The sequence below is a fragment of the Haloarcula sp. S1AR25-4 genome, from assembly GCF_031624555.1.
In the GTDB taxonomy this organism is placed as follows: domain Archaea; phylum Halobacteriota; class Halobacteria; order Halobacteriales; family Haloarculaceae; genus Haloarcula; species Haloarcula pellucida.
In genome coordinates this window covers 536,142-552,387 of sequence record NZ_JAMQOR010000001.1, presented here as the reverse complement: position 1 = coordinate 552,387, position 16,246 = coordinate 536,142, and the positions used below count along the sequence as shown (strand labels likewise).

Annotated in this window: 15 protein-coding genes; 9 read left to right on the top strand and 6 right to left on the bottom strand. The window is 65.8% G+C overall.

The genetic code is table 11. The annotated features are described in order from the left end of the window. Positions 1–56 precede the first annotated feature (56 nt). Both NDI85_RS02875 and NDI85_RS02870 read left to right on the top strand, forming a co-directional pair. Positions 57–581 (top strand): LUD domain-containing protein, encoded by a 525-nt coding sequence (locus tag NDI85_RS02875; RefSeq protein WP_310914854.1) that lies wholly within the window; start codon positions 57–59, stop codon positions 579–581. Then, on the top strand, positions 582–2,795 hold the full coding sequence (locus NDI85_RS02870) for an LUD domain-containing protein (RefSeq protein WP_310914853.1): 2,214 nt from the start codon (positions 582–584) through the stop codon (positions 2,793–2,795). Here NDI85_RS02870 and NDI85_RS02865 read toward each other — a convergent pair. Further along, positions 2,789–4,231, bottom strand: a complete 1,443-nt coding sequence (locus NDI85_RS02865; protein ID WP_188994809.1) for an aldehyde dehydrogenase family protein — start codon at positions 4,229–4,231, stop codon at positions 2,789–2,791. The two genes, NDI85_RS02870 and NDI85_RS02865, sit on opposite strands and share 7 nt — an antisense overlap. 86 nt (positions 4,232–4,317) lie before the next feature. On the opposite strand from NDI85_RS02865, the gene NDI85_RS02860 reads away from it, so the two are divergent. Further along, positions 4,318–5,181, top strand: coding sequence for a fumarylacetoacetate hydrolase family protein (locus NDI85_RS02860; protein ID WP_310914852.1), 864 nt, complete (start codon positions 4,318–4,320; stop codon positions 5,179–5,181). 245 nt (positions 5,182–5,426) lie between these two features. Here NDI85_RS02860 and NDI85_RS02855 read toward each other — a convergent pair whose 3' ends face one another. From NDI85_RS02855 to NDI85_RS02845, 3 genes are all read right to left on the bottom strand, one after another. Beyond that, positions 5,427–5,693 carry a hypothetical protein gene (locus NDI85_RS02855; protein ID WP_188994814.1) on the bottom strand — a complete coding sequence of 89 codons (267 nt, stop codon included), beginning with the start codon at positions 5,691–5,693 and terminating at the stop codon, positions 5,427–5,429. A gap of 93 nt (positions 5,694–5,786) precedes the next feature. Next, positions 5,787–6,884 (bottom strand): Gfo/Idh/MocA family oxidoreductase, encoded by a 1,098-nt coding sequence (locus tag NDI85_RS02850; RefSeq protein ID WP_310914851.1) that lies wholly within the window; start codon positions 6,882–6,884, stop codon positions 5,787–5,789. Position 6,885: 1 nt separating this feature from the next. Then, on the bottom strand, positions 6,886–8,061 hold the full coding sequence (locus NDI85_RS02845; RefSeq protein WP_188994818.1) for a mandelate racemase family protein: 1,176 nt from the start codon (positions 8,059–8,061) through the stop codon (positions 6,886–6,888). A gap of 148 nt (positions 8,062–8,209) precedes the next feature. On the opposite strand from NDI85_RS02845, the gene NDI85_RS02840 reads away from it, so the two are divergent. From NDI85_RS02840 to NDI85_RS02830, 3 genes are read left to right on the top strand one after another with little or no spacing between them, the layout of a single operon-like run. Continuing rightward, on the top strand, positions 8,210–9,016 hold the full coding sequence (locus tag NDI85_RS02840) for a glucose 1-dehydrogenase (protein ID WP_310914850.1): 807 nt from the start codon (positions 8,210–8,212) through the stop codon (positions 9,014–9,016). Between the two features lie 4 nt (positions 9,017–9,020). Next, on the top strand, positions 9,021–9,890 hold the full coding sequence (locus NDI85_RS02835) for an amidohydrolase family protein (RefSeq protein WP_310914849.1): 870 nt from the start codon (positions 9,021–9,023) through the stop codon (positions 9,888–9,890). A 50-nt stretch (positions 9,891–9,940) separates the two neighbouring features. Then, positions 9,941–11,107, top strand: coding sequence for an enolase C-terminal domain-like protein (locus NDI85_RS02830; RefSeq protein WP_310914848.1), 1,167 nt, complete (start codon positions 9,941–9,943; stop codon positions 11,105–11,107). A gap of 15 nt (positions 11,108–11,122) precedes the next feature. Here NDI85_RS02830 and NDI85_RS02825 read toward each other — a convergent pair whose 3' ends face one another. After that, positions 11,123–11,920 carry an ATP-binding cassette domain-containing protein gene (locus NDI85_RS02825; RefSeq protein ID WP_188994826.1) on the bottom strand — a complete coding sequence of 266 codons (798 nt, stop codon included), beginning with the start codon at positions 11,918–11,920 and terminating at the stop codon, positions 11,123–11,125. 131 nt (positions 11,921–12,051) lie between these two features. Between NDI85_RS02825 and NDI85_RS02820 the strand changes: the two genes are divergently transcribed. The 3 genes from NDI85_RS02820 (at position 12,052) to NDI85_RS02810 (ending at position 15,118) form a co-directional block, all read left to right on the top strand. Next, on the top strand, positions 12,052–13,038 hold the full coding sequence (locus NDI85_RS02820; RefSeq protein ID WP_188994828.1) for an ABC transporter permease: 987 nt from the start codon (positions 12,052–12,054) through the stop codon (positions 13,036–13,038). A 72-nt stretch (positions 13,039–13,110) separates the two neighbouring features. After that, on the top strand, positions 13,111–14,166 hold the full coding sequence (locus tag NDI85_RS02815) for a substrate-binding domain-containing protein (protein ID WP_310914847.1): 1,056 nt from the start codon (positions 13,111–13,113) through the stop codon (positions 14,164–14,166). Between the two features lie 91 nt (positions 14,167–14,257). Further along, positions 14,258–15,118 carry an MBL fold metallo-hydrolase gene (locus NDI85_RS02810; protein ID WP_310914846.1) on the top strand — a complete coding sequence of 287 codons (861 nt, stop codon included), beginning with the start codon at positions 14,258–14,260 and terminating at the stop codon, positions 15,116–15,118. Positions 15,119–15,123: 5 nt separating this feature from the next. Here NDI85_RS02810 and gfo6 read toward each other — a convergent pair whose 3' ends face one another. After that, positions 15,124–16,206: a D-xylose 1-dehydrogenase Gfo6 gene (gfo6, locus tag NDI85_RS02805; RefSeq protein ID WP_188994834.1), complete on the bottom strand. Its 1,083-nt coding sequence runs from the start codon at positions 16,204–16,206 to the stop codon at positions 15,124–15,126. Between the last annotated feature and the right edge of the window lie 40 nt (positions 16,207–16,246).

The window sequence follows — 16,246 nt, the reverse complement described above, 5'->3', positions numbered from 1 at the left end:
TGCGGTGCTTTCGGTTCGAAATTTTATACTCGTGTGAACCATGTATTCGAATACCAATGGCCTCAGATACACTCGCTACGTTCGAGTCGTCGCTCGCCGAGTACGACGTGCCGGTGACCCGCGTCGGCCGAGCGGCCGTCGCATCACAGGTGAACGACGTCGTGGAACCGCCAGCGGTCGGCGTCGCACTGGACGAGACGTTCGCCGACGACGCGTTCTCGCTCGCCGATACCGACGTGGTCGTAGACCCCACCCCGGTCGAACTCAGGGAGGCAAGAACGGGGGTGACTGGTGCGCGTCTCGGCGTGGCTGACTACGGGACGGTCGCGCTCGAACAGACCGACCGCGGGAGCGAACTGGTGAGTCTCTTCGTCGACACCCACGTCGTCGTCGTCCGTGAGACAGACCTCGTCACCGAGATGGAGACAGCTATCGAATCGCTGGGGGACGAGATAGACGAATCACGGGGAAGCGCGATACTCGCGACCGGCCCGAGCGCGACGGCTGACATGGGCGCACTCGTCCGCGGGGCCCACGGGCCGAAAGAGGTCAGAGCCATCGTCGTCACGGAGGACGCCTGAATGTCGAGAGTCGACGACATCCGCGACCTGATGCGGACCGAGGGGGCGGCCATCGCAGCGAACACGCAGGGGTTCAACGAGGGCCGGTACGCGTCGGTGGCCGACCTCGAAGACTACGAGGCGCTCAAAAGCGAGGCGAGAGCCATCAAGGAAGACGCTATCGAGCGGTTGCCCGAACTCGTCGACCGACTGGAGACGTCCGTCGTCGAGAACGGCGGCACGGTGTACGTCGCCGAGGACGCCGCGGACGCCAACGAGTACATCCGGTCGGTCGTGGCCGAGCGAGACGCCTCCCGCGTGGTCAAGAGCAAGTCGATGACCAGCGAGGAACTGGAGGTCAACGAAGCGCTGGAAGCCGACGGGGTGGACGTCCTGGAGACGGACCTCGGCGAGTGGGTCCTCCAGTTGGCCGAGGAAGCGCCCTCCCACATCGTCGCGCCGGCTATCCACAAGTCCCGGGAGTCCATCGCCGACCTGTTCAACGAACTGTTCGATCCCGAGGAACCGCTGGAGACGGCCGAGGAACTGACGATGTTCGCCCGCGAGAAACTGGGCGAGCGCATCGTCGACAGCGAGGTGGGCATCACGGGCGCGAACTTCCTCGCCGCCGAGTCGGGGACGATGGCGCTCGTGACCAGCGAGGGCAACGCACGGAAGACGGTGGCGGCGACGGACACCCATATCGCCGTCGCCGGCGTCGAGAAAATCGTCCCGAGCGTCGCCGACTTCCAGCCGTTCGTCGAACTCATCGGTCGCTCGGGTACCGGACAGGACATCACCTCCTACGTCTCGCTGTTGACGCCGCCGGTCGAGACGCCCGCCGTCGACTTCGCGGACGACGAGACGCCCCTCTCTGCGTTCGCAAACGACCGGGACTTCCATCTGGTCCTCGTCGACAACGGCCGGATGGCGATGCGGGACGACGACCAGTTGCGCGAGACGCTGTACTGCATCCGCTGTTCGGCGTGTGCGAACTCGTGTGCGAACTTCCAGAGCGTCGGCGGGCACGCCTTCGGCGGCGAGACGTACTCGGGCGGCATCGCCACCGGATGGGAGGCCGGCATCGAGGGGCTGGACACCGCCGCCGAGTTCAACGACCTCTGTACGGGGTGCACCCGGTGTGTCAACGCCTGCCCGGTCGAGATAGATATTCCGTGGATCAACACGGTCGTTCGGGACCGCATCAACCGCGAGGGAGAGCGACCCGCGGAGTGGCTGGTCGACGGGCTGACGCCCGACGCGGAAGCCGACGGCGCCCCACTCCAGAAGCGCTTTTTCGGCAACTTCGAGACGGTCGCGAGACTCGGGAGCGCAACCGCGCCCGTCTCGAACTGGCTGGCCGACACGCAGACTGCGCGGTGGCTCATGGACCGGGTGCTGGGCGTGGACCCGCGCCGCGACCTCCCGCAGTTCCAGCGTGAGACGCTCGTCGAGTGGTTCGCGAACCGGGCGTCGACTGTCACGGACCCCGTGAGACGGGCCGTCGTCTACCCGGACCTCTACACCAACCACGTACAGGTCGAGCGGGGGAAAGCGGCCGTCGAAGTCCTCGAAGCGCTCGGCGTCGACGTCGTGGTGCCCGAGGTGTCCTCAAGCGGCCGGGCCCCGTTCTCACAGGGAATGGTCGCGACGGCGACGGACCACGCCGAACGAGTCTACGAGGTGCTCTCGCCGCACATTGCGGACGGGCGGGACGTGGTCGTCATCGAACCGAGCGACCACGCGATGTTCGTCTCCGAGTACGAGAAACTGGTCGACGAGTCTACGTTCGAGACGCTCGCGAAGCACAGCTACGAGGTGCTGGAGTACGTCTACGGACTGCTCGAAAGCGGTGCGGACGAGGGGGGATTGGCTGCCGTCGACGTCGAGGAAATCGCCTACCACGCCCACTGCCAGCAGCGGACGCTCGGCCTCGAAGCCCACACCGTCGCCGTCCTCGAACGGCTGGGCTACGACGTAGTCACCTCCGACGTGGAGTGTTGTGGCATGGCCGGGAGTTTCGGCTACAAGAGCGATTACTACGAACTCAGCATGGACGTCGGTGACCGATTGGCCGCACAACTCGACGCCGAGGGCGTCAGTGAGCGACCGGTCGTCGCCAGTGGCACCTCCTGTCTCGAACAGATCGACGCCCTGCTAGAGCGCAAGCCCCGGCATCCCGTCGAACTGCTGGCGCCAAAAAGTGGTGGTGCAACCGGATCGCGGCCTCAGTAGTTCAGGTACACCGTCTTCGAGAGGGTGTAGAAGTCGAGGCCGGCGTCACCCTGTTCGCGGTACGTCTCGCTGGAGGAGTCTTTCATCCCGCCGAAGGGGACGTGGAGCTCCAGTCCGGTCGTCTTCTCGTTTACCTTCACGACGCCGGATTCGGACTCGGCCACGAAGTCGTGGGCCTCCGTGAGGTCCTGCGTGACGATGCTCGCCGAGAGCCCGTACGGGACGCCGTTGGCGACGTCGAGGGCCTCCTCGTAGCTGCTGACGGGGAGCACTGCGAGGACGGGGCCGAATATCTCTTCCTGTGCGATGCGCATGTCCGGTTCCACGTCCGAGAACACCGCCGGTTCGACGAAGAAGCCGTCGCCGACGTCGACCGCGTTGCCGCCGGTTTCGAGCGTCGCGCCCTCCGATTGGCCGACGTCGACGTACTCCAGCGTGCTGTCGAGTTCGCTCTGGTTGACCTGCGGGCCCATGTCCGCGCCGTCGAGGCCTGGGCCGACCTCGATGGCCTCGGCGGCTTCGACGACGCCCGAGACGAACTCGTCGTAGACGTCCTCGTGGACGATGGCCCGGGAGGTGGCCGTACAGGCCTGCCCGGTGACGCCGAACGCGCCGCTCGCGGCGATGTCGACCGCCGCGTCGACGTCCGCGCTGTCCATCACGACCACGGGGTTCTTCCCGCCCATCTCTAGCTGGACGCGCTTGCCCGTCTCGTTGGCCTGTTCACCGACGGTGTTTCCGACGGCGGAACTGCCGGTGAAGGAGACGGCGTCGACGGCTTCGTGCGTAGTGAACGTCTTGCCGACGGAGCGGCCCGGTCCGGTAACGAAGTTGAGGGCGCCGTCTGGGAGGCCGGCCTCGTCTAGACACTCGACGAGTTTCCGGGCGACGTTCGGCGCGGCGGAGGCGGGCTTGAAGACGACGGTCGTTCCGGTGGCCAGTGCCGGCGCGATCTTCCAGGCCGGAATCGCGATGGGGTAGTTCCACGGCGTGATGAGGCCGGCGACGCCGACGGGTTCGTTCACCGTGTACAGCGTCGTATCTCGACTGCTAGAGGACTTGACCGTCCCGCCGATGTCGCTGGCCTTCGCCCCGTAGTACGAGAAGATGTCGATGGCGCGCTGGACCTCACCGGCCGCTTCGGGCCGGGCCTTCCCCTCCTCGCGGACGAGCGTCTCTGTCAGTTCGTCCTTGCGCGCTTCGAGCGCCTGTGACGTGGCCCGCAGAATCGCCCCGCGCTCTGGCCCCGGTGTGTCGGCCCACTCGTCGCTCGCGGCCGCCGCGGCCTCGACGGCCCGTTCGGCGTCCTCGACGCCGGACTGTTGGAACTCCCCGACCACGTCGCTCCGGTCGGCGGGGTTGCGGTTCTCGAACGTCTCGCCCGTCTCGGCGGCTACCCACTCGCCGTCGACGTAGTTGTGGTACGTTTCGGTCATCGAATTAATCGACACGCCGGGGCTACGAGAAAGTTTTGGTGGGGCCACCGGAACCGACAAGAACCTCGGGCGTGCAGTAGCTACGTATGCGATACTATCGCACAGTCACGGACGGACAGCCACGGCTACTCGCCCGTGCGGACGACACTGCCTACGACCTCACTGCCGCCCGGTCGAGCGTGACGTCGTTCACCGACCTCGCACACGTCGCCGACGTCGCTGGGGTGGTTGTCGACGACGTGGCTACGGGGTTGTTCGACGACGCGGCGGCGGTCGAACCACCCGACGCCGCCGACTGTACCGCACCGGTCGTCGACGAGGTGTGGGCCGCCGGCGTCACCTACGAGATAAGCGAACAGGCCCGCGAGGCCGAGAGCGGGATGCCCGAGATGTACCTCGACGTCTACGAGGCCGAGCGGCCGGAGATATTCTTCAAGGCGACGCCCTCGCGCGTGGTCGGTCCGGGCGAAGCGGTCGGCATCCGCGGCGACTCCGAGTGGGACGTCCCCGAACCCGAACTCGGCATCGTACTCCACGATGGCGACGTCGTGGGCTACACGGTCGGCAACGACGTGAGCAGTCGGTCCATCGAAGGTTCGAACCCGCTCTACCTCCCGCAGGCGAAGATCTACGACCGCTCTTGCTCGCTCGGCCCATGCGTCGCGACGCCAGACTCCGTCGGCGACCCACACGATCTGGAGATGACCATGACCGTCGAACGCGACGGCGAGCGACAGTACGAGGGGGCCACCTCGACCGGTGAGATGGTTCGTACCTGCGAGGAACTCGTCTCGTTTCTCACGCGTCACAACAGCATTCCGGAGACGACGGTGCTACTGACCGGAACGTCGCTCGTCCCCGAAGAGGGGTTCACGCTCCGACCGGGCGACCGCATCGACGTCGACATCGAGGATATCGGCCGCCTCTCGAACACAGTGGCGACCGTCTGACTCCAGAGGCGCATCCCCAGTCGCCCATCCGGCGGACACTCCCGACACGCCGACCGATTTTCGTGGTCGCTATCCGGACGGGCGAGACAGTTGTTCCACCCTGGGGAACACGGCGACGGCCAAGGAAAACGGATTACTCTCGATATTATAACAGACGTACCTGTGTTATGCGATCGGCCGACGGGCCGGGACAGGGACGCTACGCCGCGTTCACTTCGACTGAACAGCCGGACGGCGAAAACCCGTTATGACTCCGTCGCCGGGATGAACTCGAACTGTGTCGCCCCTCCGATGGCCCCACCGCCGCTTACTCGGGCCACAGTGAGTGTGACGTCGGTCGTCGTCCCGCATCCGTCGTTGACTACCTCGTCCCACTTCTCGCCGGCGGAGACGGGTCCCTCCTTCGACCGGCGGAGGTAGCGCTGGAACGTCTCGTCGCGTAGCGACGACGCTACGTCGGCCGAACCGGTCGATCTGTACGTCAGCGTGACCACGTCGGCGTCGTCGTCCATACCATTCCTTGGCATTCCGAGCAGAAAAACGGGTCGGCCGGTTCCGGGGAACCGTCGTTCAGGTACGCGGAACACCACTTCGCTCGACCCGACTCACCACGACGTGATTGTCACGTCTTTCAGCGGGCGGTCCAGCGGGATGGACACTTGGCCGCCGGTGTAGTGCGAAATGTAGAACCCGGCGATGATCTCCAGCGACCGTGTCGCTTCCTCGCCCGTCGACGGGTTCGGTACGTCCCCGTCGAGGACGGCGACGATGTCGCCGGCAGCGTTGGCAAAGGCGTCGCGGTAGTCCTCGTCCCACGTCCACGCGCCGTCGATGCCCGGGAGTGACTCCTCGACGTGGTCGCCGTCCTCTAACCGCCAATAGCGCCACTCGCCGTCGTCGTTGTTGAGGTAGAGTTTCCCCTCGCTCCCGATGAACTGCAGCGTCATCGAGGACTCCGCCCGCGGGATGGTGCAGTCGATGGTGACGAACGTGCCGTCGTCCATCACGACGAACCCGCCGCCGCCCGCATCGTCGACCCGTTCGGCCGCTTCCAGTGAGTCGACGGCCTCGTTCTCGCCGGTGATGTATCCCGAAACGGTGTCGGCCCGGTCGTCCAGCAGGTAGACGAGGGTGTCGAGCAAGTGCGTGGAGTTGCGCAGCAGTTCCATCCGGAACTGGGTCGCGACGGAGCGCACGTCGCCGATGATGTCCTCGTCCTGCACGAGATCGCGGAGTCGCTGGAGTTTGGTCGTGAACCGGAACGAGTGGTTCACGAGCAGTTCGGTGTCGGTCTCCGCGCAGACGTCGACCATCTCCTCGGCGTCGGTCACCGAGGAGGCGATGGGTTTCTCGCACCAGACGAGCGACGGGTCGGCCGCCGACCGCGCCGCGTCGACAACGTGGTCCGCGTGCAGATACGACGGGGTACACACCGAGACGACGTCTAGGTCCTCGGCGTCGAGCATGGCCTCGTGGCCGACGTAGCGCCGATCCGGGGGAATGTCCCACGCCTCGCCGAAGCGGTCGAGTTTCTCCTCGTCGACGTCGGCCACCGCCACGAGTTCGAGGCCCTCGGTGGCGTCGTACCCGCCCGCGTGGCTCGCTCGGACCTTCTTCCGTCCGATGTCTGCCTCGTCGTGCATCCCGAGGATACCCATTCCGGCGATACCGCCCGTTCCGATGATACCGGCTCTGTATGTCATCTCACTCGTAGGTGTGGAGGCTTCCCGTTTGGTTGGCCTCGATGTAGTCCCAGTCGTAGTCGACGCCCAGTCCCGGGCCGTCCGGGACTTCGACCATACCGTTCCCGTCGACGGTCTCCAGTTGGTCCTCGTACTCCCCGGCGTAGATGGGCGCCGTGGTGTTGGGCGCGTCGGGGTGGACCAGCGCCATCTCGTAGTAGTTGGTGTTGCGGATGGCCGCGATGCAGTGGCGCTGGGCGGGGCCGGGCGCGTGGAACTCCACGTCGAGGCCAAATCCTTCGGCCACGCTCGCGCGTTTCATCGCGCCCGTGATGCCGGCGTCGTACTCCGGGTCCGCCCGGAGGAAGTCCGTCGCCTCGTTGGCGACGAAGTCCGTCGCCGGTTCGAGGCCGCGGACGTGTTCGGTCTGAAGGAGTGGGGTGTCGAGGGCCTGTCGCAACTTCCGGTGGCCGTGCTGGGAGATGCCGCCGTCCCGATACGGGTCCTCGTACCAGAAGAAGCCCACCTCGTCCAGCGCGCGGCCGAGTTTCAGCGCGTCGGCGAACGTCTCCAGTTCGCAGGCCGGGTCGTGCATCAGGTCCATCTCGTCGCCCACGCGGTCGCCGACGGCGTGGACCGCGGCTATCTCTCTGTCGAGGTCACGTGACCCCTCGCTGCCGCCCCAGCCGTGAATCTTGAACGCGCCGTAGCCCAGTTCCAGACACTCTTCGGCGAAGTCCGCGAAGGCCTCGGGCGTGTCGAGACCGCCGTTCTCGTCGCCGTGGTACGTCGACGCGTAGGCGGGAAACTTCGTGCGGTAGGTGCCCAACAGTTCGTGGATGGGTGCGTCGTGGTACTTCCCGGCGAAGTCCCACAGCGCGATGTCGATGGGGCCCATCCCCATCCGGTCGTACTTCCGGAGCGCTCGCTTCATCTCGCTCCAGTGTTTCTCCCGCTTCAGGGGGTTCTTCCCGACGAGGTAGTTCGCGAACGTGTTGATCTGGGCCGCGCCCGGCGAGTTCCCGCCGACGTACTCGCCCGTACTGTCCTCGTCCGTGTGAATCTTGAGGCCGAACAGCTTTCGCTCGGTCACCGATCCGGGTTCGTAGACGAGGTTGAACCCGTGCTGGTCGGTACCCACGTCCTCGATAGGATAGGAGAACTCCACTGACTCGATGCTGGTAATCTCCGGAGCCATAGCAGTATCATGAGAGACCATCCCAATAAATCTGCGTGCTTCCACGGGCGATTGCCGGCTCGGGAGCGTCCGACCGCGAGGTCGACGTCTCGTCGCGATGGGGCCTACCGGTGGATTCTTGACGGTATAGCGAGACGATTACTGTGTCATGGTAGGGCATACCGAGTACGACTACGCCGGCGAGTCCGCGATCGTCACCGGGTCGACGAAGGGCATCGGCCGGGGCATCGCGGAGGGACTCGCCGACGCCGGGGCGAACGTCGTCGTCAACGCGCGGGACGAGGTCGACGTGACTGACGCCGCCGACGAACTCGACGAGCGAGGGCCGGGTGACGCCATCGGCGTCGCGGCGGACGTCGGCGACCCGGGGGCTCTCGAACGGCTCGTAGAGGAGTCCATCGACGCCTTCGAGCAAATAGATTTGCTCGTCAACAACGCCGCCATGTGGCCCCGTGAGGAGTCGCTCGTCGAGGCGACGCTGGACCAGTGGGACACGACGATGAACGTCAACGTCCGGTCGCAGTACTACGCCGCGAAACTCGTCGCCGAGCACATGATAGCCGAGGATATCGAGGGCTGTATCGTCAACCACACCAGTCAGGCGGGGGACCGGCGTACCGGCCCGTTCGGCCTGTACGGCATCTCGAAGACGTCGATAAACGGCCTGACGTGGCGGATGGCGCAGGAACTGGCCGAGCACGGCATCCGGATGAACGCCATCTCGACGGACGTCACAGAGACGGCCCAGACCCGCTACGAGGCCGAGATGGAAGCGAGGGACGACCCCGACCGGACCGCCGAGGAGATCCTCCGCAAACGCGGCGAGAAGCGGCCACTCGGTCGACTCGGCCAACCCGAGGACCTCGCGGACGCGGTGTTGTGGCTGGCCAGCGACCGGGCCGACTACGTCGTCGGCGACGTCCTCAGAGTGAGCGGCGGGGGAAACCTGGAGTGATTCGATGCGATTCGTAGACACACACACGCACACGTGGGGCCCCGACACCGAGGAACTGCCGTGGTCCGCCGAACTCCTGCCACCGGGTTGGGAGGGCGCCTACACCGCCCACGACCTGATAGCCGACATGGACGCCGCCGGCGTCGAGGAGAGCGTCATGGTCACGACGCCGCTGTACGGCCGCGGCGTGCGCGCCAACGAGTACACGATGCGCTCCATCGAGGCCTCTCCAGACCGCCTGTGGGGCGTCGGCCTGATGGACTTCTACGGTGACTCCGAACAGGTCCGTTCGGCCCTCCGCCGCGTCGTCGGCCACGACCGGATGCTCGGCGTCAGGATGCACGCCTGTCTGGCCTACGAGGAACACGCCTCCGAACTGGACCGGACCGCCGACTGGATACTCGACGACGCGCTCGAACCCGTCTGGGACGAGGCGGCCACGCAGGACACCTCGATATTCGTCTTCCCCAAAGCCGAGCAGATTTCGATGCTGGAGACGCTCGCGGAGCGGTACCCGGACGTGCAACTCGTCGTCGACCACATGGCCTACCCCGACGAGACGACCGATCCGAGTGAGGCACCGTGGACCGACTTCGAGTCGCTGGCCGACCACGACAACGTCGCGGTCAAAGTGAGTTCGCTTCCCCGGTCCAGCGACGAGTCCTGGCCCTACGAGGACCTGTGGGGGTACGTCCGACACCTCGCCGACTGGTTCGGTACCGAGCGACTGATGCTCGGGTCGGACTACCCGTGGATGGACGACTGGGCCGGCTACGAGGCGTGTCTCTCGTGGGTCGAGGAAGCCCCGTTCCTCTCCGCGCGGGACTACTCGTACATGGCCCACCGGACCTTCGAGTCGGTCCACGAGACGTAGACCAGTTACTGCCCCTAGATGTTTATCCCGCGGCGGCGAGTCACACGGGTATGTCCCCGACGATAGAGTCCATCGAGGTCATCGAATTCAGCTACGCCTTGCCGGACGTGGGCACGCCGCCGGGCGGGTTCGACGTCGTCTACGACCCCGGCAACACGATGGAGCGGCGCCTGTTCGGGGTCAGAGTCGACGTTAGTGATGGACTAACTGGCGAGTACGTCGGGAGCAATTCGCCCGGCGCCGCCCAGATAAACACCGTCGCTGACTACCTCATCGGCCGTGACCCGACGCGGCGCGAACACCACTGGTCCGAACTGAAACGGGCGCTCCGGAAGTACGACCGGATGGGTATCGGGCCGCTGGACATCGCGCTGTGGGACTATGCGGGCCAGAAGCACGGCGCGCCGATTCACGAGTTGCTGGGGAGCTATCGCGAGCGATTGCCGGCCTACGCGTCGACGTATCAGGGCGACCGGAGCGGAGGGCTGGACTCCCCCGAAGCGTACGCCGACTTCGCCGAGACGTGTCTGGAGATGGGGTACCCGGGGTACAAGGTCCACGGCTGGGACGGCGACTGGCGCGACCCGGACCTGCTCGAAGCGACGGTCCGCGCGGTGGGCGAGCGAGTCGGCGACGAGATGGACCTGATGGTCGATCCGGCCTGTGACCTCGACACCTTTGCCGAGGCCCTGCAGGTCGGACGGGCGTGTGACGACCACGGCTACCTCTGGTACGAGGACCCGTACCGGGACGGCGGCATCTCCCAGCACGGCCACCGGAAGTTGCGACAGGCGCTGGACACGCCCCTCCTCCAGACCGAGCATATCCGCGGGCTGGAACCCCACACCGACTTCGTGGCGACGGAAGCGACGGATTTCGTCCGGGCGGACCCGGAGTACGACGCCGGCATCACGGGGGCGACGAAGATTGCGAACGTGGCCGAAGGCTTCGGGTTGGACGTGGAGTTTCACGCGCCCGGTCCCGCCCAGCGTCACTGTATCGCCGCGACGCGGAACGCGAACTACTACGAGATGGCGCTGGTCCACCCCGACGCGCCGAACACGACGCCGCCGGTGTACGACGGCGGCTATCGCGACGACATCGACGCCGTCGACGACGCGGGGACCGTGCCCGTTCCAGACGGCCCGGGACTGGGCGTCGACTACGACTGGGACTACATCGAGGCCAACGAGACGGGCCGGCGGACGTACGAGTGACGGGAACCGCGGCACTCAGACGTCGGCGGTCTGTTCGTCGCGCTCTTCCTCCGGCATCCCGCCGACCATCCGCTTGACTATCTCGTCCTGATCGAAGTCGGTGGCGTCGATGATGCCGGCGCTCCGGCCCTGATGGAGGACGTGGATGCGGTCGGCGGCCCGCCTGATGTAGTCGAGGTTGTGCGAGATGAGGACGATGGAGATACCCTGCTTTTGCATCCGGTCGATGAGTTCGAGGACACGGTCGGCCCCCTCCACGGAGAGGGCGCTGGTCGGTTCGTCCATGATGACGATTTTCGGATCAGAGAGGAGCGTCCGCGAGATACTGACGAGTTGGCGTTCGCCGCCCGAGAGGTTCGACACTTTCTCGGCGACGTCGACGTGGATTTCGAGGTCGTCGAGCAGTTCCTGTGCGCGCTTGCGCATCGCCGGCTTGTCGAGGACGCCAAAGAGGGTGTCCGGACCGGAGACCGCCTCACGGCCGAGGAAGATGTTCTGCGTGACGGTGAGGTTCCCCGCGACGGCGAGGTCCTGAAACGTCGTCTCGATACCCAGGTCCTTCGAGACGCGCGGGTTGGGAATCTCGACGACCTCGCCGTCGACGCGGATCGTCCCCGAATCCGGCTGGAGCGCCCCGGCGAGACACTTGATGAGCGTCGACTTCCCGGCACCGTTGTCGCCCGCCAGCGCGAGAATCTCGTTGCGCCGGAGCCGGAACGTGACGTCCTCCAGCGCGACCACCTCGCCGAACGTCTTCGTGATACCCTCCATCTCGACGATGTGGTCGTCGCCGCTCTGTGTGGCCTCGGCCATGCGTGTGAAATGTCGGTGGGGCAATAAAATAGTTCGCCCCGCCACGGACCGGGGTGACAACGGCCGCCCCACTGTCCGAAACTGTCAACTGTCCCAAAGACATAATATCGCGTCGACAGAACCGATACGGCATGGCGCGCACGGCCGTCGACTTCGGCGCTGCCCGAGAGCAGGTGACGCTCGAACAGGTGAGCCAGTACGGACCGATCATCGGCCTCGTCGGCCTGTACGCTGCGTTCACCCTGTTGAACGACCGGTTTCTCACCGTCGGCAATCAGGTGAACGTCCTCCAACAGGTGTCGATAATCGGTATCATGGCTATCGGCGTCACCTTCCCGATTCTCTGTGCGGAGATAGACCTGAGCATCGCGCAGGTGATGGAGGTGTGCGGGTTGACCATAGCGACGCTCGCCGTGGGCGCCCGGCTTTTCGAAGGGGTCGTCGTCCCCGTCCCTGCGGCCATCCTCGTCGGCGTGTTGCTGGGCGCGACGTTCGGCGCGGTGTCGGGGTTCGTCACCGCCCGCTTCGGCGTCCCCTCGTTCATGACGACGCTGGCGATGCTGTTTCTCGCCGACGGCCTCGGCCTCATCGTCTCGGGGAACCGGCCTATCATCGGGTTACCCCCATCGCTGACCGGACTCGGCGGGTCGAGAGTGTTCGGTTTCCCGAGTATCGTCATCGTCTTTCTCTCACTGCTCGTCTTCTCGCAACTGCTCCTCTCGTATACGAAGTTCGGCCTCTACATCTACGCCATCGGGGGCGACCGCCAGTCTGCCGAGCGCATGGGCATCAACGTCCGACTCGTGCGCCTCGGAACGCTCGTCATCTCCGGCGCGTTCGCGGCTATCGCCGGACTCGTGACGCTTGGCCGCCTCGGGAGCGCCATCCCGACGATGGGGTCCGGGCTCTTGCTCCCGCCGATCGCAGCGGTCATCCTCGGTGGCGCCAACCTCTTTGGCGGGTCCGGCAACATGGTCGGGACGCTCATCGGCGTCCTCATCCTCGGTATCCTCCAGAACGGCCTGAACCTCATGGGCGTCGGCCCGTCGGGACAACTGGTCGCGCAGGGCATCGTCCTGATGCTGGCCGTCCTCGCGAACGTCGTCGGGCAGGAGTAGATATTGATAACTGAAATATAATTCTTTCTCATCGATACTTCTTTGATGCGGGGGTTCGAACCGTGTGGGTGTATGCCAAGAGACATTCCCAGACGACGGTTTATCCGTACCAGTGCTATCGCAGGGACGGCCCTCATCGCCGGTTGTGGCGGCGACGGTGGCGGTGACGGCGCCACCGGAACGACCGAGACGACTGGCGACGGCGGCGACGGTGACGGCGACGGCGGGACCGAAGAGACGACGCAGTCGACAGACGTGCCGTCGGTCGCACTCTCCGTCCCGTCGCTCGAGTTCACCTTCTTCGCCCGGATGCAGAACGCGTTCGACGCGGCCAAGAGCGAGGGGACCATCGCCTCGGATTCGACGTTCTACGACGCCGGCAACTCACAGAGCACGCAGGTCTCGGACGTCGAGACGGCCATCTCGAACGAGGTCGACCTCCTGCTCATCTCGGCACTCACGGCCGAGGGCGTCATCAGCGCCATCCAGCAGGCCAACGACGCGGGTATCCCCGTCGTCGCTATCGACCGCAACGTCGCCGAGGGCGACACTGTGAGCTACGTCGCCTCCGACAACGTCCAGCTCGGCCGCCGGTCGACGGAACTGTGTCTGGGTTTCATGCAGGAGATGGCGGAAAAAGACACCTACAACGTCCTCCAGTTGGAGGGGACGCCCGGAGCGAGCGTGACGAACGACCGGGGAGAAGGGTTCAGCAACGCCGTGAGCAACAACGACAGTCTGAATCGCCTCGCCAGTCAGACGGGCGAGTTCTCCACGCAGAACGCTCTGAACGTCATGGAGGACTTCATCACGCAGTACGGCGACGAGATAGACGGCGTGTTCTGTCAGAACGACCTGATGGCGCTCGGTGCGCATCGGGCACTTCAGAACGCGAACATGTCGGTCCCCGTCACCGGTATCGACGGCACCGAGGCGTGGGTCCAGTTGTTCTCGGACAACCAGTACTACGGGACCATCGCGCAGTTACCCGAGGAGATGGTCAACACCGCCATCGAGACGGGGAAGGCCCACCTCGCCGGCGAGGACGTACAGGAGACTGTCGTCATCGACGGGCTGGAAGTCACGCAGGACAACGCCGCCGACTACCTCGGTCAGTACTTCGGCTGACGCGTCCGGTTTCCCCGCCGCACCGGGGTCGCTGGCCGCGGTAGTCGCTTACTAACCGGGGTGTACTCGCCACCTGATACCGACACCACACATGACACAGGATACGATTCACGCGACGTGGGGTGACTGGCTCGCCGCGGAGATAGCGCAGGCCGAACCCGACGGCGTCGCCGTCTGGTACCTCGGCTGTAACGGGTTCGCGCTGAAGTCGGCGACCACGACGCTGTACGTCGACCCGTACTTCGGCGACGGCGACCCGCCGAAACTGATTCGGATGATCCCGGTGCCGATGGACCCCGCCGACGGAGCGGCCGACGCCGTCCTCGTCACGCACGAACACATCGACCACATGCACCCGCCCTCCTACAGGCCGCTCCTCGACGACGGCGGGACACTCTACGCCCCACGGGCGTCCTACGATTCGCCCGACTACGAGGGCGACCTGCGAGTCGGGTCTGGCAAGCGGTCGGTCGTCAGCGAAGGCGACTCGTTCGCCGTCGGCGACTTCACGGTCCACGTCCGGGACGCCGACGACGGCGACGCCATCGAACCGGTCTCCTACGTCGTCGAACACGACGCGGGGACGTTCTTCCACCCGGGCGACAGCAAGCCAGCAGCGGCATTCGAGCGCATCGGTGACGAATTCGACGTCGAACTCGGCGTCCTCGCGTTCGGGTCCGTCGGCCGAATCCACCACACCGGGGACGGAGAGACCAGACCGACGAAGTGGTACATGACCGAGAACGAAGTCGTCGAGGCCGCAAACGCCCTCCAACTGGACCGACTACTCCCGTCGCACTTCGACATGTGGAAGGGCGTCACCGGCGACCCGAAAGCCCTGCACGAACACGTCTCGTCGTACCGGTATCCCCGTGAACTCGAAGTCGTCAGAATCGGCGACCGGGTCGACCTCGGGTCACCGGGCGTCGTCCCGCCGTCGACGCACCGCTGAGTCGCTCATCCGAGTTCGACCGCCCGCCCGTCCTCCGCCGCCTCGTAGACGCCTTTCAGCGCCCGGATGTCGACGAGTCCGTGTTCGCCGTCGGCGTACGGGTCCTCGCCCGTCAACAGGCAGTGCGAGAAGTACTCGAACTCCTCTTCCATCTGGTCGCTCTGCTCGAAGGAGACGTCGATGTCGGACCCGCCGTGTGAGACGTGGAGTCGCCGCTCGTCCCACGGGTAGAAGGCGGGTTCGACGCGGACTTCGCCCTCCGTGCCGGTCACTCGGACGTGACTCGCCATCGTGGCGTTCTGACTGGCGGTGCAGACGGCGAACGTGTGGTCAGGGAAGTCGACCTGGAAGGCGGCGTGTTCGTCCGGGACGTCCGCGAACTCCTCCTGTACCGACGCGACCGACCCCTGCACGCGCACCGGGTCGGCGTCGAGCAGGAACCGAGCGGTGTTCAGCGAGTAGATGCCGATGTCCATCGTCGCACACCCGCCGGATAGCTCCCAGTCGAGACGCCACTGGTCCGGGTCAGGGACGAGTTCGAGGATGGGTTCGCTCATGTTGCCGTGGACGAACACCGGGTCGCCGACGTAGCCCGCCTCGATGACGTCTCTCGCCCGCCGAATCGCGGGCTCGGTGTGCATCCGGTAGGCGATCATCAGCGTCACGCCGTGTTCGTTGCAGGCAGCGACCATCTGTTCGGCCCGGTTGATCGTCGCCTCCATCGGTTTCTCACAGAGGACGTCCTTGCCGAGTTCGGCGGCGCTCTCCACGAACGGGAGGTGGCGCGCGTTCGGCGTGACGACGTAGACAGCGTCGTAGGCCTCGCTGGCGGCGCCGTCGTGGAACTCCTCGTAGGTGATGGCGCGCGCGACCGTTTCGGAGGTGTCCGCGACCGACACGGCTTTCTCGCGGTCGCCGCTGACCAGCACCGTCGTCTCACAGAGGTCCCCGGCGGCGACGGCCGGCATCGCCTGCTCCCGGGTCCACCACCCGAGCCCCACCATCGCGAACCGGATGGGGTCGGCCGTCTCGGTCACCTCTTGCCAGTCGCGTCGGTCGAACGCCTCGGTCAGCGCGGTCAGTTCCATAGAGGACGTTCAATCGCGGTGACAAAAGAGCTACCGGCGG